At 48.6% G+C, this 24930-nt stretch carries 20 protein-coding genes; all 20 read left to right on the top strand.

Annotated features, from left to right (window positions below; all coding sequences use genetic code 11):
- Positions 1 to 2: 2 nt before the first annotated feature.
- The 20 genes from ABIA61_RS08185 (at position 3) to murA (ending at position 24897) form a co-directional block, all read left to right on the top strand.
- On the top strand, positions 3 to 392 hold the full coding sequence (locus ABIA61_RS08185) for a DUF3397 family protein (protein ID WP_025685747.1): 390 nt from the start codon (positions 3 to 5) through the stop codon (positions 390 to 392).
- A gap of 153 nt (positions 393 to 545) precedes the next feature.
- The gene (locus ABIA61_RS08180) at positions 546 to 2252 is read left to right on the top strand and encodes a peptide ABC transporter substrate-binding protein (RefSeq protein ID WP_283652501.1); all 1707 of its coding nucleotides are present in this window, start codon (positions 546 to 548) and stop codon (positions 2250 to 2252) included.
- A gap of 196 nt (positions 2253 to 2448) precedes the next feature.
- On the top strand, positions 2449 to 3381 hold the full coding sequence (locus ABIA61_RS08175; RefSeq protein WP_283652500.1) for an ABC transporter permease: 933 nt from the start codon (positions 2449 to 2451) through the stop codon (positions 3379 to 3381).
- A gap of 4 nt (positions 3382 to 3385) precedes the next feature.
- Positions 3386 to 4336 (top strand): ABC transporter permease, encoded by a 951-nt coding sequence (locus ABIA61_RS08170; protein ID WP_283652499.1) that lies wholly within the window; start codon positions 3386 to 3388, stop codon positions 4334 to 4336.
- 11 nt (positions 4337 to 4347) lie between these two features.
- A complete protein-coding gene (locus tag ABIA61_RS08165) occupies positions 4348 to 5292 on the top strand; it encodes an ABC transporter ATP-binding protein (RefSeq protein WP_044648186.1) in 945 nt (314 codons plus the stop codon).
- Between the two features lie 123 nt (positions 5293 to 5415).
- Positions 5416 to 7047, top strand: coding sequence for a bacillithiol biosynthesis cysteine-adding enzyme BshC (bshC, locus tag ABIA61_RS08160; RefSeq protein WP_404580543.1), 1632 nt, complete (start codon positions 5416 to 5418; stop codon positions 7045 to 7047).
- Between the two features lie 44 nt (positions 7048 to 7091).
- A complete protein-coding gene (locus ABIA61_RS08155) occupies positions 7092 to 8357 on the top strand; it encodes an adenosylhomocysteinase (protein WP_283652497.1) in 1266 nt (421 codons plus the stop codon).
- A 335-nt stretch (positions 8358 to 8692) separates the two neighbouring features.
- On the top strand, positions 8693 to 9130 hold the full coding sequence (gene mraZ / locus ABIA61_RS08150; RefSeq protein ID WP_007431201.1) for a division/cell wall cluster transcriptional repressor MraZ: 438 nt from the start codon (positions 8693 to 8695) through the stop codon (positions 9128 to 9130).
- 17 nt (positions 9131 to 9147) lie between these two features.
- The gene (gene rsmH, locus ABIA61_RS08145; RefSeq protein WP_404580542.1) at positions 9148 to 10098 is read left to right on the top strand and encodes a 16S rRNA (cytosine(1402)-N(4))-methyltransferase RsmH; all 951 of its coding nucleotides are present in this window, start codon (positions 9148 to 9150) and stop codon (positions 10096 to 10098) included.
- A gap of 24 nt (positions 10099 to 10122) precedes the next feature.
- A complete protein-coding gene (locus tag ABIA61_RS08140) occupies positions 10123 to 10503 on the top strand; it encodes a hypothetical protein (RefSeq protein WP_014282447.1) in 381 nt (126 codons plus the stop codon).
- Positions 10504 to 10567: 64 nt separating this feature from the next.
- The gene (locus tag ABIA61_RS08135) at positions 10568 to 12919 is read left to right on the top strand and encodes a penicillin-binding transpeptidase domain-containing protein (protein ID WP_404580541.1); all 2352 of its coding nucleotides are present in this window, start codon (positions 10568 to 10570) and stop codon (positions 12917 to 12919) included.
- An 83-nt stretch (positions 12920 to 13002) separates the two neighbouring features.
- Positions 13003 to 14919 (top strand): stage V sporulation protein D, encoded by a 1917-nt coding sequence (locus tag ABIA61_RS08130; protein ID WP_283652495.1) that lies wholly within the window; start codon positions 13003 to 13005, stop codon positions 14917 to 14919.
- Positions 14920 to 14975: 56 nt separating this feature from the next.
- A complete protein-coding gene (locus tag ABIA61_RS08125) occupies positions 14976 to 16463 on the top strand; it encodes a UDP-N-acetylmuramoyl-L-alanyl-D-glutamate--2,6-diaminopimelate ligase (protein ID WP_283652494.1) in 1488 nt (495 codons plus the stop codon).
- Complete coding sequence (locus ABIA61_RS08120; RefSeq protein WP_404580035.1) at positions 16463 to 17866, top strand: UDP-N-acetylmuramoyl-tripeptide--D-alanyl-D-alanine ligase; 1404 nt, start codon at positions 16463 to 16465, stop codon at positions 17864 to 17866. The genes ABIA61_RS08125 and ABIA61_RS08120 overlap by 1 nt, the downstream gene beginning before the upstream one ends.
- Before the next feature lie 22 nt (positions 17867 to 17888).
- Complete coding sequence (gene mraY, locus ABIA61_RS08115; protein ID WP_014282442.1) at positions 17889 to 18857, top strand: phospho-N-acetylmuramoyl-pentapeptide-transferase; 969 nt, start codon at positions 17889 to 17891, stop codon at positions 18855 to 18857.
- 4 nt (positions 18858 to 18861) lie between these two features.
- Positions 18862 to 20283 (top strand): UDP-N-acetylmuramoyl-L-alanine--D-glutamate ligase, encoded by a 1422-nt coding sequence (murD, locus tag ABIA61_RS08110; RefSeq protein ID WP_283652493.1) that lies wholly within the window; start codon positions 18862 to 18864, stop codon positions 20281 to 20283.
- 49 nt (positions 20284 to 20332) lie between these two features.
- Positions 20333 to 21430: a stage V sporulation protein E gene (gene spoVE, locus ABIA61_RS08105; protein ID WP_283652492.1), complete on the top strand. Its 1098-nt coding sequence runs from the start codon at positions 20333 to 20335 to the stop codon at positions 21428 to 21430.
- A gap of 6 nt (positions 21431 to 21436) precedes the next feature.
- Positions 21437 to 22546, top strand: a complete 1110-nt coding sequence (murG, locus tag ABIA61_RS08100; protein ID WP_283652491.1) for an undecaprenyldiphospho-muramoylpentapeptide beta-N-acetylglucosaminyltransferase — start codon at positions 21437 to 21439, stop codon at positions 22544 to 22546.
- 145 nt (positions 22547 to 22691) lie between these two features.
- A complete protein-coding gene (murB, locus tag ABIA61_RS08095; RefSeq protein ID WP_044649280.1) occupies positions 22692 to 23597 on the top strand; it encodes a UDP-N-acetylmuramate dehydrogenase in 906 nt (301 codons plus the stop codon).
- On the top strand, positions 23587 to 24897 hold the full coding sequence (murA, locus tag ABIA61_RS08090; protein ID WP_283652490.1) for a UDP-N-acetylglucosamine 1-carboxyvinyltransferase: 1311 nt from the start codon (positions 23587 to 23589) through the stop codon (positions 24895 to 24897). Before murB ends, murA begins: the two co-directional genes overlap by 11 nt.
- Positions 24898 to 24930: the final 33 nt, after the last annotated feature.

Genomic DNA, 24930 nt, shown 5'->3' with positions numbered 1-24930 from the left:
AGTTGAGTCTCATACAAGGTACCATCATCACATTTAGTATTCTTCCCTTTTTTCCGTTTCTGATCGTGTTTGCGGTTTGCCGCTACCTACTTAAACTGGAAAAAAAGAAGTCGTTGCTTATATCTATGGACATTACCACGGCTTTTCTGATACTATCCGTCGCGGCGCTCTTTAATGTCATTTTTGCATCAAGATTCGGTTTTTATTTGATATTACTGCTGCTACTTTTGGCGCTGGGTTTAATTGGAGGAGCCCAAAATCGAATAAAGGGTAAGGTCGATGGGAAAAGATTATGTAGAGCAGTGTGGAGATTAACTTTTATAGCCATGACATTAGCCTATATTCTATTAACTATTGTTGGCATTTTTAAAAATATATTCAATAACATGTGATATAACATGACATGAAAACCTAAAAAAATATGAATTAATCATGTTTTTTTGAAAAAAAAGCTCAATTTAAAGAAATGTGATGTAGATTTTTTTGACCGCTGGTTGTATAATCTATAAACATATACCACTTTAGAACTAGGGGGAAAACGCTAGATGAAAAGGAAAAGCTTTTTAGTCCTTTTGACACTCGTTCTTGCAGTTGGCGCACTGCTCGCAGGTTGTGGCTCCAGCAGCAAGAACGAAAACAATGGCAAGGGCGCGCAAGAAAATACCTCAACTACACCGGCTCCGGCCGACAAACAGATTTTGCGCATTAATCTGGCATCCGAGCCGCCAACATTTGACCCGGCACAGGCTCAGGATAGTCAAACGAACACGGTTCTCAAAACTTTGTATGAAGGTCTTGTACGTATGGGTCCTGATGGCAAAGAAATTCCTGGCGTAGCTGAATCCTGGAAAATTTCCGATGACGGCAAAACCTATACGTTCAAGCTTCGTGATACTGCAAAATGGAGTAATGGCGACCCAGTCAAAGCAAGTGACTTCGTATTTGCTTGGCAACGGGTATTGGATCCTTCTACGGCTCCAGCACCTCCATATGCTTACCAATTGTACTATATAAAAAATGCTGAGGGCTACAACCTGAGCACTTCCAAATCTTTTAAAGGCACTAAAATTACAGACTTTAAAGATGTAGGTGTCAAAGCAGTTGATGACCATACATTGCAAGTAGAGCTGGATCACCCAACTCCTTACTTCCTGGGCTTGACTTCTTTCTACACCTTCTACCCTGTACATTCTTCTATTAAAGGAAATGACAAGTGGGCGGTTCAGAAAGACAGCATGATCACCAATGGACCTTACACTTTAACAACGTGGGACAGCGGTCAAAAGATCGAAGTTTCCAAGAGTGAAAACTATTGGGGTAAAGACCAAATCAAGCTGAACAAAATCACGATGTCTCTTGTAAACAGCGGTGCAACAGAGCTGGCTTCTTATAGAAGTGGACAACTTGATTATGCAGGTATGCCAAGCGGTGAAATTCCTACAGACCAAATTCCGGCTGTGAAAAAAGAACTGCCGAATGAGTTTAAGGCTAAAGGGATTGCAAGTACGTATTACTATCTATTTAACGTAACTGAAAAACCATTTAATAATGTTAAAATCCGCAAAGCATTTGCGATGGCTATTCAACGCCAACCGATTGTTGAGAGAGTAACATTGGGTGGTCAAATTCCTGCTTACGGCTTTGTACCTCCAGGTATCAAAGGAGTTTCTCAGGAGTTCCGTACCGAGAACAAAGATGATTTCTTCAAAGAAGATTTTACTGAAGCGAAAAAATTACTTCAAGAAGGTATGAAAGAAGAAGGCGTAACTACACTTCCTCCGGTAACTTTGCTGTATAACTCCAGTGAAAGTCACCAAAAGATTGCTTTGGCAGTCGCTGATATGTGGAAGAAAAACCTTGGTGTGGACATCAAAACCCAAAACCAAGAGTGGGGCGTATTTATTCAAACACGTAACAAGCTGAATTTCCAAATTGCTCGTGGTGGTTGGTCTGCCGACTACAATGATCCAATGACATTCCTAGATATGTGGACAACAGGCAACACTAATAATAATTCTGGCTACGCTAATCCTGCATATGATGCTTTGATTGAAGCAGCTAAGACAGAAACCGATCCAGCAAAACGCATGGAAGATTTCGCAAAAGCAGAGAAAATTCTGGTTCAAGACGATATGGTTATGCTGCCGGTCTATTACTATTCAAATGTTTCTTTAACGAAACCGAATGTAAAAGACATAGCTCTTGACTTTAGTGGAGCGATTGATTTCACAAGAGCGTATATTACACAGTAACTAAAGCTTAATTCTGAAGTTTGATAGTTACTTCGGGATATATATGTGGATACAACCATATATATCCCGTTTTTTTGTGTGTCATGGTCTTTTCCATTATCATGTAACCATGCAAATAAGTAGGTTGGACATTCCAATTCTATTTCGATAAAATCGAATGGTGTCGAAAAAAATTTATGGGGGGTGTAAACGGGCAATGACGCGTTATTTGATCAGTAAATTTTTCTATATGCTGCTTTCTTTGTTCATTCTGATCTCTGCGACGTTTTTTCTCATGAAAGCAATTCCGGGTAACCCCTTCATGAGTGAAAAAGCGACTTCTCCTGAGATTCAAGCCCGGTTAATGGAGCAATATGGGCTGGATAAGCCTGTATATGTCCAATATTTTAAATACTTAGGTGATATTGCTTCAGGTGATTTTGGTATTTCTATGAAAAAGTTGAACCAAAGTGTTACAGACATTATTGGACAAACTTTTTCGGTATCACTTAAATTGGGCTTTGTCGCCATAATTGTGTCGATTATTGTCGGACTCTTGCTAGGTATGCTCGCAGCTTTATACCATCGCAGGCTTATTGACAACGTAGCGATGATTTTAGCGATTATGGGGATTGCGGTTCCCAGCTTTGTCCTGGCATCGTTGATTCAGTTCTTCTTTGCACAGGAGTTAGGTTGGTTTAATGTCATGGGCTTTGATGGTCCAATGGATTACGTCCTACCTGTTGTCGCTTTATCCGCTTCGCCAATTGCGTTTATCGCTCGACTAACGCGTTCCAGCATGCTGGAAGTACTTCATGCGGATTATATCAAGACTGCCAAGGCTAAAGGTTTGAAGCCTGTTACGGTAATGTTCAAACACGTTGTACGTAACGCCATTTTGCCGGTTGTTACCTATGTGGGGCCTATGACAGCAAATATTATTACCGGTTCCGTCGTTATTGAACGTATTTTCGGGATTGGTGGTATCGGTAAAGTGTTCGTAGACAGTATTACGACCCGTGACTATACCATGATTATGGGAGTTACTATTTTTTACGGCATTTTGCTAATGGTGGCACGTTTTATTACTGATATTGCATACGGTTTTATTGATCCACGGATTAAGCTGACCGGCGGGAAGGAGGGATAACTTTATGTCTGTGAAAGACAATGCTGTGAATTTGGAGAAGCTTCAGGTAAAACCGGAAGACTTTCAGAAAATCGGAGCGGATGAGAAGCAGTCTGAAGTTATTCAGCGTGAAAGCTTATCCGCTTGGCGTGATGCTTGGGAACGGCTTCGTAAAAATAAACTGGCAATGACAAGCCTGAGCGTTCTGATTTTTATTGTACTTGCTTCGATAGTTGGTCCGATGCTTTCGCCATACGACGACCGCACGAATGATTTGTTGAGCACCAATCTTCCTCCTTCGGCGGAGCATTGGTTCGGAACAGATGATCTGGGGCGTGATATGTTTGTCCGTACATGGATGGGTGCCCGAATTTCCTTGATTATCGGTTTGGCCGCAGCAATGATTGACTTGTTGATTGGTGTTATTTATGGTGGAATTATGGGTTACTTTGGTGGCCGTGTAGATGAAATCATGAATAAATTTTCTGAAATTCTGTATTCCATTCCATATCTGCTTGTTACGATCCTGCTGCTCGTTGTACTGGAGCCAAGTATCACGACGATTATTATTGCGCTCTGTGTGACCGGGTGGATTAACATGTCGTGGATTGTGCGTGGTGAAATGCTACAGCTGAAAAATCGGGAATTTGTGCTTGCTTCCCGCTCGATGGGAGCTGGTGCAGGCCGCCTGCTGTTCCGTCACCTGTTGCCTAACGCTGTGGGTCCGATTATCGTCACACTGACTTTGACGGTTCCAAGTGCTATTTTTTCCGAGGCTTTTCTGAGCTTCTTGGGATTAGGGGTACAGGCTCCTCAAGCGTCGTTGGGTTCGATGATTGAATCAGCTCTGACAGGATGGATGTACTATCCTTGGCGTATGCTTTTCCCGGCAGGTTTGATCAGTTTGATTATGCTTGCGTTCAACCTTTTTGGTGATGGATTGCGTGATGCGCTTGATCCGAAGCTGAAGAAATAGGAGGTGAGATCATGGTGAGTAGCAACAATTTAATTGAGGTTGAAGGTCTTAAAAAGTATTTTAATGTTGGCAAAAACCGTGTGCTCAAAGCGGTGGACAACCTGAATTTTTATATTCGCGAAGGCGAAACACTAGGTATGGTTGGTGAATCAGGTTGTGGTAAATCTACAGCGGGCCGTACCATTCTTCGCTTATATGAGCCTACAGCAGGTAGCGTGCGCTTTAACGGTACGGATATCTACAAATTATCATCAGGTAAAATGAAAGCTATGCGCCGTGATATGCAGATGATCTTCCAAGATCCGTATGCATCCTTGAACCCGCGTTTTACGGTTTCTGATATTATCGGTGAGGCACTGGATATTCACAACATGGCAGGTAGCCGTGCAGAGCGCAAAAAGCGGATTGAAGAGTTGTTGGATCTGGTAGGTTTGAACCCGGATCATGCAACCCGTTATCCGCATGAATTTTCCGGTGGTCAGCGCCAACGTATCGGTATTGCCCGTGCGCTGGCAGTTAACCCTAAATTCATCATTTGTGATGAGCCGATTTCGGCTCTTGATGTGTCTATTCAGGCTCAGGTTGTCAACCTGTTAAAAGAGCTTCAAGAGCGTCTTGGTCTGACATACCTGTTCATTGCGCATGATCTGTCAATGGTCAAGCATATCAGTGACCGGGTAGCCGTAATGTATATGGGTAAAATGGTTGAGCTTGCAGAAAGCGCGGAGTTGTATGCAAACCCGATCCATCCTTATACGAAAATGCTTCTGTCGGCGATTCCAATTCCCGATCCGGAAGTGGAAGCCAACAAAAAACGGATTATTATGCCTGGTGATCAAGCTGGCCCAATTCATACAAATGATGCATCCGGCAATAAGTCAGGAGCCTATAACCTGGAAAATGCCAAGCTGATCGAAGTGTCCAAAGGACATTTTGTAGCTGAGCCTTACGCCTGATGTTGTTTTATGCACCAACCGCCGAGTTTGCTTGGCGGTTTTTTTTGTGAGAAGCTTTGACGCGGACAAGGGCTTTCGGTACAATCAAGCAGTAAGGTTTTGGTGGAGACAGGAGGCAGACCCATGAGAATAATTCCGGAAGAGCTTCGCGGAGGGTCGGCTTTGGCAGAAGATTACATACAGGGTACAGGACGCGCACGCGATTTGTATGAATATAATGTTCTGCATGCCGATGCTTATGCCCAACGAGCAAAGCGACTGGATGAGACGGAGCATCTGCGATTAAACCGTAAGGATGTCGTAGCATGTCTCCGTATATACAATGAGCAATACAACGCACACGAGGCGGTTCATGCTTCATTGGATCGGCTGGAGCAGCCAGACGCTCTGGTGGTAGTTGGCGGGCAGCAAAGTGGACTGTTCACAGGTCCGATGCTGGTCGTTTACAAAGCTGCTACGATTATTAAGGCGGCCAGGGAAGCGGAGAAACGGCTGGGGCGTCCAGTTATTCCCGTTTTCTGGATTGCGGGTGAGGATCATGACTGGGATGAGGTCAATCATACATATGTAATGGCGAATGACCCGCAAGCAGTCAAAATCAAGCTGAATAAGCAGCCGGAACGTCGTTCTTCGATTAGTGCGATTAAGGTCGATGCCGCAGAGTGGAAGAAAGCTATGGCTGAAATAGAGCAAAGCTTGCCTGACTCAGAGCATAAGGCTGATATTTTACGCATGATTAAGCATGGTTTCAATGATTCTTACGGATTAAGTGAAGGCTTCGCCAAGTTGCTGGGACTTCTTTTCGGTGCCTACGGATTAGTGCTGCTGGATTCAGCTGATCCTTCGCTGCGCAAGCTGGAGACATCCGTTTTTCGTCGGTTGGTTCAACACAATGATGAGCTGGAGCAAGCTTACCACGCGACTGCTGCACGGATTGTAGATTATGGTTATCATTTGCAAGCAGATGTGCATGAAGGCGGCGCCAATCTGTTTTATATCCATGAAGAAGAACGCTTGCTGCTGTTCAAACAAGATGGTCTATTCACGGACCGCCGCGGTCAGGTAGCATTTACAGTCGAAGAACTGCTCGAAGAGACAGACAGGCACCCGGAACGTTTTAGTAACAATGTCCTAACCCGCCCTCTTATGCAGGACTCACTGTTTCCAGTGCTGGCCTCTGTGCTGGGTTTAGGAGAAATTGCCTACTGGGCGATTACACGCGACGCTTTCGGCGTACTGGGGATGCAGATGCCATTACTGCTGCCACGGATGTCCTTTACGTTGGTGGAGCCAGGTGTGGAAAAGCATATGCTTAAGTACGAATTGAGCTTTGGAGAAGTTAGAGACGGGCTTGAGGAACGGAAAAAGCAATGGATTGTCACCCACGACCAGCTTGGAATGCAGGAGCAGTTTGTCGGGGCCAAGGAAGCTTTTGTCCGTATGTACGAACCACTGATACAGCAGTCAGGCTTGATTGAAAAAGGTTTGCTTCGGATTGGGGAAACCAATCGTGAGAAGATTCTGGAGCAGATTGCCTATCTGGAAGCAAAAGTTCAGGAAGCACTGTTCCGGCAAAATGAAACAGCGCTTCGTCAATGGGATCGCATCGAGTGGTCACTTTTTCCGTTCGGACAGCCGCAGGAACGGGTGTATACTATCTATCATTTTCTAAACCGTTACGGCCTCAGCCTGATCGATATGATTATGGATGTGCCGACCGATCTGACGGGTACGCATCGTGTCATTTATGTATGATTTAGCATGTTAACAGCTACAACAAATATGAAGGAGGAACAAATATGACTTCCCATTCTTTGCAAAACAGCATTGTTCACGATCTTAAACTGGCGCCTGAGGGTCATCTGAAAATTGATTGGGTGGAAGCCCATATGCCGGTATTGAACCGTATACGTCAACAGTTCGAGCAGGAGCAGCCTTTTAAGGGTCTGAAGGTAACCATTTGTCTGCATCTGGAGGCCAAAACGGCCTATCTGGCTAAAGTAGTACAGGCGGGCGGGGCTGAGGTTACAATTACGGGTAGTAATCCGTTGTCCACTCAAGATGATGTTTGCGCAGCATTGGTTGAAGATGGAGTTACGGTTTTGGCTAAATACAATCCGGACCCTGCTGAGTTTAAAAGCTTGCAAATTAAGGCGCTGGAAACAAAGCCGGACCTTATTATTGATGACGGGGGTGACCTGGTTACCCTCTTGCAATCCGAACGCCCTGATCTGATTTCTACCATCCGTGGTGGGGCGGAGGAAACGACTACCGGGATTATCCGCTTGAAGGCGCTCGAAAAAGAGGGTCAACTCCACTTCCCGATGGTGGCCGTTAATGATGCTTACTGCAAATATTTGTTCGACAATCGTTATGGTACTGGACAGTCAGCATTCGACGGCATTATTCGCACAACCAATCTGGTTGTGGCAGGTAGCACGGTCGTCGTGGTGGGTTATGGCTGGTGTGGTAAAGGGGTTGCGATGCGTGCGAAAGGGCTGGGAGCCAACGTGGTCGTCACCGAAGTTGATCCAATCAAGGCAGTAGAAGCACATATGGATGGTTTCCATGTGATGCCGATGGTGGAAGCAGCCAAGCTGGGTGACTTCTTCATTACGGTGACTGGCAACAAAGCTGTAATTACCGGAGAGCACTTTGATGTCATGAAGGACGGGGCTGTGCTGTGCAATGCGGGGCATTTTGATGTGGAGGTTAGTAAGCCTGAGCTTGCCAAACGTTCCGAATCCATTAGGACGGTGCGTCGCAACATTGAGGAGTACCGCTTCAAGGATGGACGTAAAATGTATTTGCTGGCAGAAGGACGCCTCGTGAATTTGGCTGCGGCGGATGGTCATCCTGCGGAAATTATGGATACCACGTTTGCACTTCAGGCGCTTGGCTTGAAATATGTGAACGATCGTTATAATGAGCTGGGCAAAGCCGTAATTAATGTACCTTATGAAATTGATGAGCAGGTAGCCCGCTTCAAGCTGGATAGCCTGGGAATCCAAATTGATTCTTTAACAGAGGACCAAAAGGTCTATCTGGATAGCTGGAATGCATAACTTGAGCATTGCCGATCACGATGTCCGGGTTCAAAGGTTTTAACGTGTAACACAGGTGTCTGTATAGGTTGGTATGATGAATGGGACTAAGCCCTTTATTTTCATGTTGTTTCGAAACCTGATGCATATTGTCGGGAGTTCGTCTTCATGGAATAAGGGGCTTTTTAGCGTGTTATGATACGTGGCGACAATAATAGACATCATCGTATGGATTTGTCGTTTATCTCTTTTTGGAAATGTAAAGAAGGTCTTTGATTTTTTAAAGCGAATCTATTATGCTTAGGTGGTGGAAAGTGGGCCAAAGTGGGAGAATGAGGTAAGGGGTGACGAAACCAATGTTTATGGGGGAGTTCCAACATAGCATTGATGAGAAGGGTCGGCTTACTGTTCCGGCCAAGTTTCGTGAACTTCTCGGTGCCTCGTTCGTGGTTACCCGCGGGCTGGACCAATGCCTCTTCGTGTATCCCATGGATGAGTGGGCTGTCATGGAGAAAAAACTTAAAGCACTGCCTTTGATGAAGGCCGATGCGCGGGCGTTTACCCGGTTTTTTTTCTCGGGCGCGACTGAATGCGAATTGGACAAACAGGGCAGGGTAAATTTACCGGGGAATTTGTGCGAATACGCCAAGCTTACCAAAGAGTGCGTCGTATTGGGAGTGTCCACCCGGGTAGAGATTTGGAGCAAGCACACTTGGGAGCAATATTTCAGCCAATCAGAAGAAGCATTTAACGACATTGCTGAGAAATTGGTTGATTTCAACTTTGAATTGTAATTTAGGAGGTCAGCCGTTTGTTTCACCACATTACCGTACTCAAGGAAGAAGCAACACAGGCACTAAACATCAGGCAGGACGGGATCTATGTGGACTGCACGTTGGGAGGGGCAGGACACAGTTCCGTCATTGCGTCACAGCTTGGCCCTGAGGGAAGGCTGATTGCCTTTGATCAGGATGACTGGGCATTGAACAATGCGCGCGAGAAGCTGTCGGCCTACGAAGGAAAGATTTCATTGGTGAAATCCAACTTTCGCCACTTACAGGACAGGCTGGCCGAACTGGGATTGCCCGAAAAAGACGGCGTCCCGCAGGTCCAGGGTATTTTGTTCGATCTGGGTGTGTCCTCGCCCCAGTTCGATGAGGGGGAACGGGGATTCAGCTACAATCATGATGCGCCGCTTGATATGCGGATGGATCAGAGTAGCTCGCTGACGGCTTACGAGATTGTCAATGAATGGTCGGAAGCAGAGATTGCACGTATTTTGTTTCACTACGGAGAAGAGAAGTTTTCACGCCGGATCGCGAAGATTATGGTTGAACGTCGAAAGAACAAGCCTATTCACACAACAGGGGAACTTGTCGATATTATCAAAGAAGGAATTCCGGCTGCGGCACGCAGAACCGGGGGACATCCGGCCAAACGCAGCTTTCAGGCTTTGCGGATCGCTGTAAACGATGAGTTGGGTGCACTGGAAGATACTTTGCATCAGGCAGTAAAATGCCTGGCTCCAGGGGGCAGAATTTCGGTCATTACGTTCCATTCTCTGGAGGATCGGATATGCAAGCATATTTTCAAGGAGTATTTGGCGAGAAGCATCTATCCATCTGATTTGCCTATTTTGGAGGACAAAATGATAGGCGATCTGAAGCTGGTGAATCGTAAGCCGATTGTGGCGTCAGAGCAGGAATTGGAGCTTAATCCACGGTCCCGGTCAGCCAAGCTGAGAGTTGCCGAGAAATTGTAAATTTAATGGAGAAGGAGAGGCGACATGGCTTATACACGCGGTAATTTGGCTGTAAAAGAAAGAGCCCGTCAGGAACAGGTTCAGCAACAACGGTATCGTGAAACCACCAAAGTCGTTACACGCCGCAGAGAGCTGCCGATTCGGGAAAAGCTGCTGTATCTTTTGACACTTGTAACGTGCATTGTCATTGCTGGTATGCTGATTGGCAGGTACGCGCACATTTATCAAATCAATTATTCGATTAATACAGCGAGCAAGGACATTTCCAAATTACAGACCAATATCGCCCAATTGAAAATTCAGAAGGAACGGCTGGAAAATCAGATTGTACCTACGGCAAAGGAACAGGGATATATCGAGCCGACGAGAGAGCCCATTCGTGTGGAAAAGCAGGCTGCCAAATAGTTTGTTAGGAGCATGGCATCAAGCTATGCTCTGACGTACATTTTTTCGCAGAGAGGTTTGAGCTATGGTCAAAAGAATAAAGCTTCGCACACTGCTGATAGGGGGATGTATTACCCTCTTTTTTCTTGTTCTGCTACTTAAGGTATTTTGGATTCAGGTTGTGAGCGGGGAATACTGGCATAATCAGGTAGTTACGCAGGTGGAAAGAGACCAGGTGATCCAGCCCAAGCGCGGAACGATTACGGATCGCAAGGGAAATGTACTGGCTGCAGATGCTCCTGCTTATACGGTAGTGGTCAACCCGAGCATCATTCAGGAATATGATCTGGAAAACGAGGTCGTAGCCAAACTGCATCAGCTGCTAAAAACACCTGAGGACGAACTGAGAAAGCATCTCTCAGCCAAGGACAAAGACGGTAAATATTTAAAAAACCGCGAGATCCGTAACGGAGGCTGGAAGGTAGATCCTGAGCTCAAAGCACAGGTGGATACGTTCAAAGAATATTTAAAGGATAAGTACGAAGTGATTGGAGCTGTGGACACGGTTCAGGAATCCAAACGCTATTATCCGGAAAATAAGCTGGCTTCTCATGTTCTTGGCTATTACCGTAAAGATGGTACAGCAGGCATGGGGTTGGAAGCCTATTATAATAAAGAGCTCTCGGGCACGGCCGGAAAGCTTCTTTATCAGCGGGATCGAAAGGGAGTTCCTCTTCAGGGATCGGAGAGCATCTATGAACCGGCACAAAATGGTAAGAATTTAAAGCTGACGATTGATGACACAATTCAGTATTATATAGAGGGCGCTATGCAGGAAGCTATTGCAACATACAATCCTAAAACGATGACGGTTGTAGCCGCAGATCCCAAAACGATGGACGTTCTCGGTATGGCAAGTTACCCCAATTTCAATCCCAATACATACGGGAGCACATCTTCAATGGAACATTTCCGTAATAATGCGACTCAGTCCATCTATGAGCCAGGCTCCACGTTTAAGATTGTAACCTTGGCTGCCGCAGTTCAGGAAAAGGTGTTCAATCCAAATGAAACCTATCAGTCTGGCATGATCCGAGTCGGGGGATGGGATATTCGTGACGTGAGTCGAAATTGGGGAACGTTAACCTATCTTCAAGGGGTCAAGCGTTCAAGTAACGTCGGTTTCGTCCATCTGGGGCTGGATAAGCTGGGCGGCGAAAGGTTGAGGAAATATATTAACAACTTCGGATTTGGTGTGAAAACAGGTATTGATCTTCCGAGTGAGTCTAGCGGAGCCATTACGTTCCACACCCAATACAAATCCGAAGTCGCAACGGCTGCATATGGACACGGACGTGTTCAGGTAACGCCAATCCAGCAGGTAGCGGCTATCTCGGCAATTGCTAACGGTGGTAAGTTGATGCAACCTCATCTGGTGAAGGAAATTACGAACCCGGATACAGGGGAAGTACAGACGATTCAACCGAAGGAAGTCCGTCAGGTGATTTCGCAGGAATCGGCATTACAGACCAGCAGCTATCTGGAGCAGGTCGTGTCTGACCAAGAAATTGGAACCGGGCGTCTTGCTTATATTGATGGGTACCGTGTTGCTGGTAAAACAGGTACAGCGACGAAAGTTGTGGGCAAAGTGTATGACCATTCGAAGGATGTCGTGTCCTTTATCGGCTTTGCACCCGTGAATGATCCGAAAATAGCTGTTCTGGTTGTTATGGATGAACCTAACAAATCGGTAGGTGGAGGTACGGCAGCAGCCCCTGTGTTCAAAAAAATCGTATCCCAGTCGCTGCAATATATGGGAGTTCCCAAAACAGGAGCCAAAGCGAATAAATCAGACAGTGCTGCTGTGAAAACGGTGAATCTGCCGACAGTGCCACAATTAACCGGTCAGGTGAAGAAGGATGCGCAAAACGCATTGCTCAAACAGGGGATTGCCTATGAAACGGTCGGCAAAGGCTCCAAAATTGTCCGCCAGTATCCGGAGGCAGGCGTCAAAATGAAGCCGGGACAACGCATTTATTTGCTGACTGAAGATAGTGCCAACATGACCATTCCAGACTTTACAGGCGTCTCGTTGCGTGACACGCTGCAAGTGTTGACGCTCATGAAGGTGGGCGTTCAGGTAAGCGGCGAAGGTTATGTTGTCTCGCAAAAGGCACAAATGGTGAGTGGCAAGCGGATCGTCAATGTGACGCTCCAGCCGGCTAAAGAAACCGTGACCGGAGTAAAGCCGGAGGAAACACCGGACTCAACTACCGACGTAGCATCTAACCAAAAAGGCAGTACAGCGAAAACGAGTACCGATTCAAAAACCGATACCACTGCGAGTGCAAGCTCAAGCAGGGAGACTTCCAAGGGTGGGAGCTCCGCTGTAGCCGATGAAAAAAGTGCGGCTGCAATTAAAGGTGAGGATAACTGATAGCTTGTTCTAACGTCCGTTTTTTTGAATATTCATGAGGTAAGACATGTCATGAGTATTTGGAGGAACGGAGGGGAGCGCGTTTGAAGAAATCTAACGTGACCATGCGGCGCAGGCTGGTATGGGGGCTGCTGGGATTGTTTGTACTGTTTGCAGCCTTGTCGGTCCGGCTCGCCTATGTTCAATTGGGTAAAGGGGGCGAACTCTCGGCCAAGGCCGAGGAATCGTGGCGCCGGAATATACCTTTTGCCGCCAAACGCGGCGAAATTTTGGATCGGCAAGGTACGGCGCTGACCTATAATGTCACTTCGCCGACAGTCATGGCGATACCGGTGCAGATCAAGGAGCCGGAAGAAACGGCGCGCAGGCTGGCGCCCTTGCTTGACATGAGCGAGGATAAAGTGCTCAAGCTGATTACCAAACGAACAGCAAGCCAAAAACTTCAGCCCGGCGGACGAAAAATTACGATGGAGAAAGCGCAGCAAATTCGTGATTTGAAGCTGCCGGGTATCGTTGTTGCTGAAGACAACAAACGTTATTATCCTTATGGCGATTTGGCAGCTCATATTCTCGGGTTTACGGGAATTGATAATCAGGGGTTGACGGGGGTAGAGAAAAAGAACAACAGCAAGCTTCGCGGTATTGACGGAAGCATTGCGTATCTATCCGATGCAGGCGGTCGCCTGATGCCCGGTTCTTCTGAGAAGTACGTTGAACCAAAGGATGGTCTGAACTTGCAACTGACCATTGATAAGTCTGTACAGTCTATCATGGAACGGGAGCTTGACCAGGCTATGGTCAAATTCCAGGCTAATTCCGCGTTGGCCATCGCAATGAACCCCAAGAATGGGGAGATATTGGGCATGGCCGGGCGACCAGGCTATGAGCCTGCGCTATACAAACAATATGCACCTGAAATTTACAATCGAAATCTGCCGATTTGGATGACATATGAACCAGGCTCTACTTTTAAAATTATTACTTTGGCCGCTGCATTGGAAGAAAAGAAGGTCAATCTCAAAAACGATCACTTTTTCGATCCGGGTTACATTGAAGTTGGCGGGGCTCGCCTGCGCTGCTGGAAAAAAGGAGGCCACGGCAGCCAGACCTTCCTTCAAGTCGTGGAAAACTCCTGTAATCCAGGCTTTGTGACACTGGGTCAGCGTCTAGGTAAGGAATCGCTGTTCAAGTATATTCGCAATTTTGGGTTCGGCAGCAAAACGGGCATTGACATGATTGGTGAGGGGAATGGTATTTTATTTAAGTTACCCCAGGTAGGACCGGTAGAGCTGGCGACAACTGCCTTTGGTCAAGGGGTATCTGTCACTCCGATTCAGCAGGTGACGGCTGTGTCGGCTGCGATCAATGGCGGCAATCTGTATAAACCTCACATTACAAAAGGCTGGGTTCAACCAGAGACAGGCAAGGTGCTGGAAAAAGTAGAGCCTGAACTGGTGCACAGAGTCATTTCAGAGGATACCTCCCGACAGGTGAGGGAAGCGCTCGAGAGCGTCGTTGCGAAAGGCACAGGCCGTCCCGCTTTTATTGAGGGTTACCGGGTGGGAGGCAAAACAGGCACAGCGCAAAAGGTGATCAACGGACGTTATTCATCCTCGGAGCATATTGTATCCTTTATCGGTTTTGCCCCGGCGGATGATCCACAAATTGTTGTCTATACCGCTGTGGATAACCCAAAGGGCATTCAATTCGGCGGGGTAGTCGCTGCGCCAATCGTGCAAAATATTTTGCGGGATTCGCTGCTTGCTCTGAAAATACCACCTCGTACCAATCAGATTGCCAAGGAATACAAGTACGGGGAAAATCGAATTGATACGGTGCCGGATTTGGTAGGTGCCACTGTGGCTGATTTATACGAAGATATGAATATGAACTTTATGCTCGTAAAATCCGGGTCAGGCAAGACGGTTGTCAGTCAGGCACCAAAGCCAGGCTCCCGGCTGGAGCGGGGATCAACAATCCGTATATATATGGGGGATTGATAGGTTCTTTTTATACCCATACTATGATTAACGAGAGAGCAATGGAGGAATGAAAGATGCAGCTTCAACAATTGGCTTCACTGCTGGCTGCCTCCCGCATTGTGGGGGACGGTACAGTGGACTGCCGAGGAATCGGGGCGGACTCACGCCGGGTACAGCAGGGAGATTTATTTCTGTGTCTGCCCGGTTTTACGGTTGACGGACACGATTATGCGCAGCAGGCAGTTGCGTCCGGGGCGGCGGCTTTGGTTGTGGAACGGGAATTGAATGTACCTGTGCCACAACTTATAGTCAAGGATGCCCGGTACGCAATGGCGATTTTGGCGGATTATATGTTTGATTCACCGAGCCGCCGCATGCGCATGATCGGCGTAACCGGAACGAATGGCAAAACAACCATAACTTATCTAATTGAAAAAATCTTGAACGATGCCGGAGTGAACACTGGACTGATCGGCACTATTCAAATGCGTTACGGTGGTCAGTCCTACCCTATGTCCGGTACCACACCCGAGGCGGTGGAACTGCAACGCTATCTTGGCAATATGGCGGAGCAAGGGGTCCAATGCTGTGCAATGGAGGTATCTTCACATGCACTGGAGCAAGGGCGCGTGAAAGGAACTGATTTTCGCACCGCTATTTTTACGAACCTGACGCAGGATCATCTGGACTACCATAACACGATGGAGGAGTACCGTGCGGCTAAAGGGCTGTTATTTTCCCGATTGGGGAATACCTTCTCGCGGGATGCGTCGGATAGTAAATATGCTGTTCTGAATGAGGATGACCCGGCCTCATCCTATTTTCAGGCCATAACTGCCGCCCAAGTGATTACATACGGCGTGGAAAAGAAGTCGGATGTGCAGGCATCCCATATCGCTGTAGGTGCCAAGGGAACATCCTTCCATGTCTCTACTTTTAAAGGAGATACCGATATTGAGCTGCGAATGGTGGGCAAGTTCAATGTGTATAACGCATTGGCAGCCATCACGGCCGCTTTGCTGGAAGGAGTGGCTCTGGCTGATATCAAGCACAGTCTGGAGTCCATAGCAGGCGTAGATGGGCGGGTAGAGCCTGTAGACGCAGGTCAGCCATTTGCGGTTATCGTAGACTATGCCCATACACCGGATGGACTGGAAAATGTGCTTCGCACCGTTAAGGAGTTTGCAGTTGGCAAAGTATGGTGTGTATTCGGGTGCGGCGGGGACCGGGATCGTACGAAACGTCCTTTGATGGGGAAAATTGCTGCTCAATACAGCGATCATGCTTTTATTACCTCGGATAATCCGCGGACAGAGGACCCGGAAGCCATTTTGAAAGACATCAAGCAAGGGCTGATTGACGAAGGTATACCCGCAGAACGCTACGAGTTGATCGTAGATCGTAGAGCTGCTATTCATAAAGCTGTTGAAATGGCAAGCCCTGACGATGTAGTATTGATTGCGGGAAAAGGTCATGAGACCTACCAGTTGATCGGAAAAACGGTGCATGAATTCGATGACCGCATCGTAGCCAAAGAAGCGATAAGGGGTTTATCCAAGTGATGAAAAGAACAATCGGTCAAATCGCCTCCATGAGCGGGGGAACGCTTCACATAGAGGCGGACGCCGGACGAATGGTTGAGGGCGTTTTTACAGATTCACGCAAGCCGCAGTCCCAGGGGCTGTTCGTTCCACTCACGGGTGAACGGTTTGACGGGCATGATTATGTGCAGCAGATTGTGAGCGGAGAAGGCGCAGCTGCTTTTTTATGGCAAAAGGATCACGGTGCACCTCCGGCAGGGAATGCGATTGAAGTAGAGGATACTTTGGCGGCCCTCCAGCGTCTTGCGACCGCATATTTGCGGGAGACGGGTGCATCTGTCGTAGGGATTACTGGAAGCAACGGCAAAACGACGACAAAAGACATCGTCAACGCTCTGTTGGGCACGACCTTTAAAGTACACAAAACCGAAGGGAATTATAACAACCATATCGGTTTGCCTTTAACCGTGCTGTCCATGCCGCAGGATACGGACATCCTGATTTTGGAGATGGGAATGAGTGGACGCGGGGAAATCCGCCTGCTGACTGATATTGCCCAGCCTGATGTAGCGGTCATTACGAACATTGGCGAAGCGCATTTGCTCCAGCTCGGTTCCCGTGCGGAAATTGCACGTGCAAAGCTGGAAATCGTCAGCGGTCTCAAACCCGGCGGCTTGCTGATTTACAATGGAGATGAACCGCTATTGCCGCAAGTGCTTGCGGAGCCCGAAACGGTTAAGCCTGACGGCTTGAAGCTGTTCACGTTCGGTATGTCTGCGGATAACGATGATTATCCAACTGGAATAACTACGGATGGAGAAGGCAGTTTGTTCACGACGGCCCAATCCGGCAAGGATGCTTTCCGGCTTCCGCTGCTTGGGCAGCACAATGTTGTGAACGGTTTGGCAGCACTGGCGGTAGCGCACCATTTTGGGGTGGATGCAGACCATGTGCGCCAAGGGCTGTCGGCTTTGAAATTGACAGGCATGCGCATTGAGGTCGTGAGCTGCACCAATGGGCTTACCCTGCTGAACGATGCTTATAACGCCAGTCCGGCTTCAATGAAAGCTGCAATTCAGACGTTATCCGGTTACGAAACAAAGGGACGTAAAATCGCCGTGCTTGGCGATATGCTGGAGCTGGGTCCCGAGGAAAAGCAATTCCACGAGGAAATTGGGCTTTTTGCAGCGAAACATGACGTAGATATGCTGTTCACCTACGGTGTGTTGGGGGCGTCCATTGCGCATGGGGCGCAAGCGTCCATGCCGTCTGATGACGTACATGCTTATGAGGATAAGCAAAAACTGATTCAAGATCTGCAAGCTTACCTCCGTGCCGATGATATCGTGCTGGTTAAGGCATCCCGAGGGATGCGACTGGAAGAAATTGTGGATGCGCTGAAAAACGGTCCGCTACAGAAATGATGTTGACGAGAGGGAGACTCCCATGGATATTCAATTATTACTGCTGACGATCGTCGTATCGTTTATACTGGCGGTCATTGCCGCTCCAATACTCATTCCGCTGCTGCGGCGAATGAAATTCGGCCAGCAGGTCCGGGATGACGGGCCGCAAAGCCATCTTAAAAAGACGGGTACGCCTACTATGGGCGGAATCGTTATTCTGGTGGCTTTTACGCTGACCTTTCTTAAATTTTCGGCGATAAAAAATACGGACTTTTACGTCCTGCTGGTCGCTACGCTTGGTTTTGGGCTGATCGGCTTCCTGGACGACTATATCAAAATTGTTTTCAAGCGTTCGCTCGGACTGACTGCCCGTCAAAAGCTATTCGGGCAATTGCTGTTCAGTGGAATCATGTGCTGGCTTCTGATTAGTAACGATCATAGCACTGCCATTGGCATTCCGGGAACTTCCTGGTCGTTTGATTGGAGCGGCTGGTTCTATTATCCGTTCATCGTCATTATGATGCTGGCGATTAGCAACGCCGTCAATTTCACAGATGGACTGGACGGGCTGCTGTCCGGTACCAGTGCGATTGCCTTCGGTGCTTATGCCATCGTAGCGATTCAAGCAACCTCGCTTCCGGCTGCGGTTTGCTCAGCGGCCATGATTGGTGCTGTACTTGGCTTTCTTGTATATAACGCGCATCCGGCCAAGGTATTTATGGGCGATACAGGCTCGCTGGGAATCGGAGGCGCTATAGGTGCCATCGCTATCGTCACCAAAAGCGAAATTTTGTTCATTATTATTGGTGGTGTATTTGTAATTGAAATGCTGTCCGTAGTTTTGCAAGTAGCTTCCTTTAAAACACGTGGCAAACGCATTTTCAAAATGAGCCCGATTCATCATCACTTCGAGCTGTCCGGCTGGTCCGAATGGCGAGTTGTTATTACATTCTGGGCTGTAGGACTGCTGCTGGCAGGACTCGGACTTTATCTCAACAAGGGGTTGTAGACAAATGAACCATCCAGACACATACCGAGATCAAGAGGTCATCATTATAGGCCTGGCCAAAAGTGGCGTGCAAGTCGCCAAGGTACTGCATCAGGCCGGGGCCAAGCTGACAGTCAATGATAAAAAAGACAGGGAACAATGTCCCGAAGCTTCTGAATTAGAGGCTTTGGGAATTTCCGTTTTATGTGGCAGTCACCCGGAAGGGCTAATCCATCCGGGAGTGAAGCTGGTTGTCAAAAATCCGGGTATTCCTTATACGGCCCCGCCAGTGCAAAAAGCTGTCGAACTGGGCATTGAGGTCGTGACCGAGGTCGAGGTCGCCTATCATCTATGCAAAGCGCCGATGATCGGGATTACTGGCTCGAATGGGAAAACGACCACAACCACTTGGGTAGGTAAGCTGTTAGAGGCATCCGGTATGAAGCCGATCGTGGCTGGTAATATCGGCACGCCATTATGTGAGGCCGCTGTGGATGCCAGGTCGGACGAGTGGATGGTGGTGGAACTGAGCAGTTTTCAGTTAAAAGGAACAAAGGATTTCAAACCTGCTGTAGCCTGCTTGCTGAACGTGGCTGAAACCCATCTGGACTATCATGGGGACATGAAGGACTATGTTGCGTCCAAGGCGCGTCTGTTCGCCAATCAAACGGCGGCTGATACTGCGGTATTGAACTGGGATGATCCTGTTTGCCGGGAGCTTGTGCCCTATACCAAAGCGAAACTGCTTCCGTTCTCGATGACAGAACGTTTGCAGGAAGGGTTGTTCGCTGACCCGCCATACATACCGGATGTGACGGATGACATTGAACGCAGCATCGTATATCGCGATGCCAGTGGTGTGGTGCATCCAATTATAGGCGTGGCCGAAATTGGCCTTCCGGGCCGCTTTAATGTGGAAAATGCCCTCGCCGCTTGCGCAATTGCAATTGCCGCAGGAGCGGAACCGTCTGGATTGGCTGAACCGCTAAGCGCTTTTCGTGGAGTGGAACATCGGCTCGAATATGTTGGAGAACATGCCGGAGCAGCTTATTACAACAATTCCAAAGCCACCAATTCCAAAGCGACGATGATGGCGTTGTCTTCCTTCAAGCAACCCATTGTACTAATAGCTGGAGGACTGGATCGTGGTTCGGATTATGCCGAGCTTGTACCCTCCTTGCAAGAGGGTGTAAAGGCTGTTGTGCTGCTGGGCGAGACTCGGCATAAGCTTGCAGATCGGGCACGTCAGGCCGGAATAGAGCGTGTCGAGGTCGTCGATAATGGGGAGGACGCCGCCGCTACGCTCGTGGAGGCTGTGAACAAGGCAGCTAAACTTGCTGAGCTGGGAGATGTTGTATTGCTCTCACCCGCGTGTGCAAGCTGGGATATGTTCCGGTCCTATGAAGAGCGTGGACGTATTTTTAAAGAGGCGGCGCATAAATTGTAAGTAGGGGGGTTGGATAAGCCCCTACTTTTATGCAAGGGGTGGCCTCCTGATGAAGCAATCTCGTCCGGCGCCGGATATATGGCTTTTCGTCTGTATTTTGAGCTTGTTAGCCATCGGCATGGTTATGGTATACAGTGCGGGCGCCGTCCTCGCTTTTCACGAGTACGGGGACTCCTACTATTTTGTAAAGCGGCAGTTGCTGTTCGCCGGGTTAGGTCTTGTGGCGATGTACTTCACTGCCCGAACAGACTATCGGATCTGGCAGAAGTATGCCAAGGTCGTGCTGCTGATTTGTCTCGCGTTGCTGGTTGGCGTACTCATTCCAGGCATTGGTGTAGTAAGAGGCGGGGCACGAAGCTGGCTCGGTATCAGCTCTTTTGGCATTCAGCCATCCGAGTTTATGAAGCTGGGTATGATTCTTTTTCTCGCCCGCTGGCTCAGCCGCCCGGATTATGATATTAATTCCTTTACTCGCGGCCTGTTGCCCCCGCTTGGACTCATGGGACTGGCCTTTGGCCTGATTATGCTCCAGCCCGATTTGGGTACAGGCACGGTGATGATGGGGGCGTCCATGCTAATCGTATTTACGGCAGGCGCACGCATGAAGCATCTGGGCTTGCTGGCATTAACGGGAGCGGCGGGATTTGCGGCCCTGATTGCGGCAGCCCCTTATCGGCTCCAGCGGATCACTGCGTTTTTGGACCCATGGTCCGATCCGCTTGGCGCAGGTTATCAAATTATTCAATCGCTGTATGCCATTGGACCTGGTGGGCTGGCAGGCTTGGGGCTTGGCATGAGCCGCCAGAAATACAGCTATGTTCCCGAGCCGCAGACGGACTTTATTTTTTCGATTTTGGCGGAGGAGCTTGGCTTTATCGGTGGAATGACAGTGCTGGCGCTCTTTCTGGTTCTCGTGTGGAGAGGAATGCGCATCGCTATTACCATCCCGGATACTTACGGCAGTTTGCTTGCTGTAGGCATTGTGGGAATGGTTGCCGTACAGGTGGTCATTAACATAGGTGTCGTAATCGGCTTAATGCCGGTGACAGGAATAACACTGCCCTTAATCAGCTACGGAGGCTCTTCTCTGACGTTGATGCTAACAGCGCTGGGCATTTTACTAAATTTATCACGTTATGCGAGGTGAACGTTTATGCGCGTCGTGTTGAGCGGCGGCGGTACCGGGGGGCACATTTATCCGGCGCTCGCCGTAGCCAGACAGTGCGAAGAGATTGATCCGGACGCTGAATTTTTATACATTGGCGGTCAGCGGGGACTGGAAAGCAAGCTGGTTCCCCAGGAAAAAATTCCATTCGAGGCTATTGATATTACAGGATTCCGTCGCAGCCTGTCTGTGGAAAATATAAAAACGATTATGCGCTTCTTCAAAGGGGTCCGCAGATCCAAAGCATTATTGAAAAAATTCAAGCCGGATATCGTTATCGGCACGGGGGGTTATGTATGCGGCCCTGTCGTCTATGCAGCTTCCAAGTTGGGGATACCCAGCATTATTCATGAGCAAAACGCAATTCCGGGCCTGACCAATGCGTTTCTGAGCCGTTACGTGGATACGGTGGCTGTCAGCTTTGAGGGCTCGGAAGGAGCTTTCCCCAAAGCCAAAAATGTACTGTACACCGGGAATCCGCGCGCTACAACGGTTCGTCAGGCTAACAGGGACCGGGGCTTTGCTACCATCGGGGTTCCAATGAACAGCTCGGTCGTGCTTGTGGTCGGTGGCAGCAGGGGAGCAAAGGCCATCAATGATGCCATGATTGCAATGGCTCCGCAACTTTCGCAACTGAAAGACGTCCAATTTGTATATGTGACTGGTGAATCTTACTATGAGCAGACGTTGGACAGCATACGGAATCAGATCGGATCATTGCCCAATCATCTGCATGTGCTTCCCTATATTCACAATATGCCAGAGGTGCTGGCTTGTACCTCTTTAATCGTTAATCGCGCTGGCGCGTCCTTCTTGGCTGAAATCACATCGTTGGGTATTCCATCCATTCTAATTCCATCCCCCAATGTGACGAACAACCATCAGGAGGCCAATGCCCGTACACTCGAAAAGGCAGGGGCTTCTGTCATGATTGTGGAGAAGGACTTGACTGGTGCGTCCTTGTTTCAATCTATTGCGGAGATTATGGAGGATGAGGCATTGCGCAGCCGGATGGCTGAATCAGCGTCAGCGCTTGGCAAACCTGATTCAGCCGATATTTTAGTAAAAGAAATGGAGCGTCTTGCCCGTAAAAGTTAGACCGTAGCGCAGACTGGGCGGTTGTCACACACCGGATGGTATTGACATAAGATACCCTATACATTGTGACCATCACTCAGGCTGCCGGTTGTCAGGTGAGAGCCTTATAACCCTGCGGGGCAAGCAACAAGGAGGTTTCAGTACAATGCAGCAATGGATGCCATTATTAGCGGAGCATGATATCGGAAAAGTACTGGAGCATGAGCCGCTTTCCAAATATACGACGTGGAAGATTGGAGGTCCGGCGGATGCTCTTGTCATCCCGGATACCAAGGAGCAGCTAGCAACTTTACTGCGGCTGGCTGGCGAGCACGGAATCCCGTGGATGCAGTTGGGACGGGGCTCGAACATGCTCGTTTCTGATAAAGGAATCCGGGGCCTCGTGATCAAGCTGGGACCGGGATTTGATTATGTCCGTTTTGAAGATGAACGGATCGTCGCCGGTGGAGGCGTGTCACTAGTCAAACTGTGTGTTATGGCCAGCAAGCAGGGGCTATCCGGCCTCGAATTTGCGGGAGGTATCCCAGGATCGGTTGGCGGGGCTGTCTACATGAACGCTGGTGCCCATGGGTCTGATGTGTCACAAATATTCCAGTCCGCTGAGATTGTGCTGGATACAGGGGAATTGGCTGTGTATGATGCCGAACAAATGCATTTCAGCTATCGTCACTCCGTGCTGCATGAGCAGCGTGGAATGGTGACAGAGGCGGTGTTTCGGATGAAGCAGGGTAACCGTGAGGAAATTTCGGCGGCTCTTGCGGCTTTCAAAGATCGTCGTAGGCTGACTCAGCCGTTACAACTGGCTTGTGCGGGAAGTGTGTTTCGCAATCCGCCAGGAGACTATGCGGCCCGTCTCATTGAAAATGCAGGTCTCAAGGGCTTAAAAGCGGGAGGCGCTGAGGTTTCCGTACAGCATGCCAATTTCATTGTTAATACCGGTCAAGCGACAGCAGAGGACGTGCTTACCCTAATGAAGCATATTCAAAGTACAATATCATCTCAAACCGGCATCAAGCTAGTTCCGGAGGTTTTCGTAGTGGGTGAGCGGTAAACTCGGAGGTGATACATTGGACAAATTGGTGATTGAGGGAGGCCGTCCCTTGTCAGGCACCATACGTATCCATGGGGCAAAAAACGCGGCACTACCCATTCTTGCGGCAAGCTTGCTTGCACAAGGAAAAGTAGAAATTCGGAATGTGCCCCATCTATTAGACATTAAGGTCATGCTGCACATCCTTGAGAGACTTGGCTGTACATGCCGACATGAAGAGGAAACGGTATACGTGGATACGTCGTCCGTCCGAACGTTCCAGATTCCGGAAGATTTGATGAAGCAGATGCGCTCGTCTATTTTTCTGATGGGACCGCTGCTCGCCAGATATGGAGAAGTTTCCATTTACCAGCCGGGAGGCTGTGCCATAGGCGAGCGCAAAATTGATCTTCACTTGGAGGGCCTGAAGGCTCTTGGAGCGGAGATCGTGGAAAAAGAAGAACAAATTACGTTTCGGGCTCGCAAGCTGACTGGAACGGATATCCATTTGGATTTCCCGAGCGTAGGGGCCACCGAAAATATTATGATGGCCGCTGCGTTGGCTGAAGGACGAACGACGATTACCAACGCAGCGAGGGAACCTGAGATTCAGGATCTTCAAAACTTCCTGAATGCGATGGGAGCTCGTATTATCGGAGCGGGGACGGATACGATTACAATTACGGGAGTCAACTGTTTGAATCCGTGTACGTATGAGGTTATTCCCGATCGCATCGTAGCTGGGACCGTTATGATCGCGGCTGCGGCCACACGCGGCAGTGTGTCGTTGACACACTGTAATCCCTCCCATTTGTCCGCTCTGATTCATGTCCTCAGGCGGGCTGGTGTTCAAATCGGTATCTTGAATGATATAATGACCGTAAGTTGCATGAGCCGCCCCAAAGCAGTGGAGAGGATTGTTACCTCCCCTTACCCGTCTTTTCCGACGGACTTGCAGTCTCAAGTCATGGTTCTGCTTTCTCTGGCAGATGGCTTTAGTGTGATGAAAGAGACGGTCTTCGAAAGCCGATTCAAACATGTGGATGAATTGAATGTGATGGGTGCCGATATTACAGTTGATGCGAATGCAGCTTTTATACGGGGAGTTCCCCGTCTGTACGGGGCCACGGTAGAGGCTACCGATCTACGCGCAGGGGCTGCGCTGGTTATAGCGGGTCTGGCCGCTCAAGGACTTACCATTGTCGAGCAGGTACACCATATTGACAGAGGGTATGACCGGATCGAGCGTCTTTTCCAGGGACTGGGTGCCCGAATGAGCCGTCAGTCTCCGGTGCCGGAGCAGTTGGATTTCGTAAATTAATGCCTGTAATGTCCCTCCGTTAGCGGAGGGACC

Source organism: Paenibacillus sp. RC21, from assembly GCF_044907935.1.
GTDB classification, from domain to species: domain Bacteria; phylum Bacillota; class Bacilli; order Paenibacillales; family Paenibacillaceae; genus Paenibacillus; species Paenibacillus terrae_A.
The sequence above is the reverse complement of the archived record's forward strand: the minus strand, read 5'-3'. Positions and strand labels throughout refer to the sequence as shown.

What these genes read in the sequence shown, in the direction of transcription:
- ABIA61_RS08180 (WP_283652501.1), top strand. Translation starts at nt 546, where the DNA reads ATGAAAAGGAAAAGCTTTTTAGTCCTTTTGACACTCGTTCTTGCAGTT.
- ABIA61_RS08175 (WP_283652500.1), top strand. Translation starts at nt 2,449, where the DNA reads ATGACGCGTTATTTGATCAGTAAATTTTTCTATATGCTGCTTTCTTTG.
- ABIA61_RS08170 (WP_283652499.1), top strand. Translation starts at nt 3,386, where the DNA reads ATGTCTGTGAAAGACAATGCTGTGAATTTGGAGAAGCTTCAGGTAAAA.
- ABIA61_RS08165 (WP_044648186.1), top strand. Translation starts at nt 4,348, where the DNA reads ATGGTGAGTAGCAACAATTTAATTGAGGTTGAAGGTCTTAAAAAGTAT.
- bshC (WP_404580543.1), top strand. Translation starts at nt 5,416, where the DNA reads ATGAGAATAATTCCGGAAGAGCTTCGCGGAGGGTCGGCTTTGGCAGAA.
- ABIA61_RS08155 (WP_283652497.1), top strand. Translation starts at nt 7,092, where the DNA reads ATGACTTCCCATTCTTTGCAAAACAGCATTGTTCACGATCTTAAACTG.
- mraZ (WP_007431201.1), top strand. Translation starts at nt 8,693, where the DNA reads ATGTTTATGGGGGAGTTCCAACATAGCATTGATGAGAAGGGTCGGCTT.
- ABIA61_RS08140 (WP_014282447.1), top strand. Translation starts at nt 10,123, where the DNA reads ATGGCTTATACACGCGGTAATTTGGCTGTAAAAGAAAGAGCCCGTCAG.
- ABIA61_RS08135 (WP_404580541.1), top strand. Translation starts at nt 10,568, where the DNA reads ATGGTCAAAAGAATAAAGCTTCGCACACTGCTGATAGGGGGATGTATT.
- ABIA61_RS08125 (WP_283652494.1), top strand. Translation starts at nt 14,976, where the DNA reads ATGCAGCTTCAACAATTGGCTTCACTGCTGGCTGCCTCCCGCATTGTG.
- ABIA61_RS08120 (WP_404580035.1), top strand. Translation starts at nt 16,463, where the DNA reads ATGAAAAGAACAATCGGTCAAATCGCCTCCATGAGCGGGGGAACGCTT.
- mraY (WP_014282442.1), top strand. Translation starts at nt 17,889, where the DNA reads ATGGATATTCAATTATTACTGCTGACGATCGTCGTATCGTTTATACTG.
- murD (WP_283652493.1), top strand. Translation starts at nt 18,862, where the DNA reads ATGAACCATCCAGACACATACCGAGATCAAGAGGTCATCATTATAGGC.
- spoVE (WP_283652492.1), top strand. Translation starts at nt 20,333, where the DNA reads ATGAAGCAATCTCGTCCGGCGCCGGATATATGGCTTTTCGTCTGTATT.
- murG (WP_283652491.1), top strand. Translation starts at nt 21,437, where the DNA reads ATGCGCGTCGTGTTGAGCGGCGGCGGTACCGGGGGGCACATTTATCCG.
- murB (WP_044649280.1), top strand. Translation starts at nt 22,692, where the DNA reads ATGCAGCAATGGATGCCATTATTAGCGGAGCATGATATCGGAAAAGTA.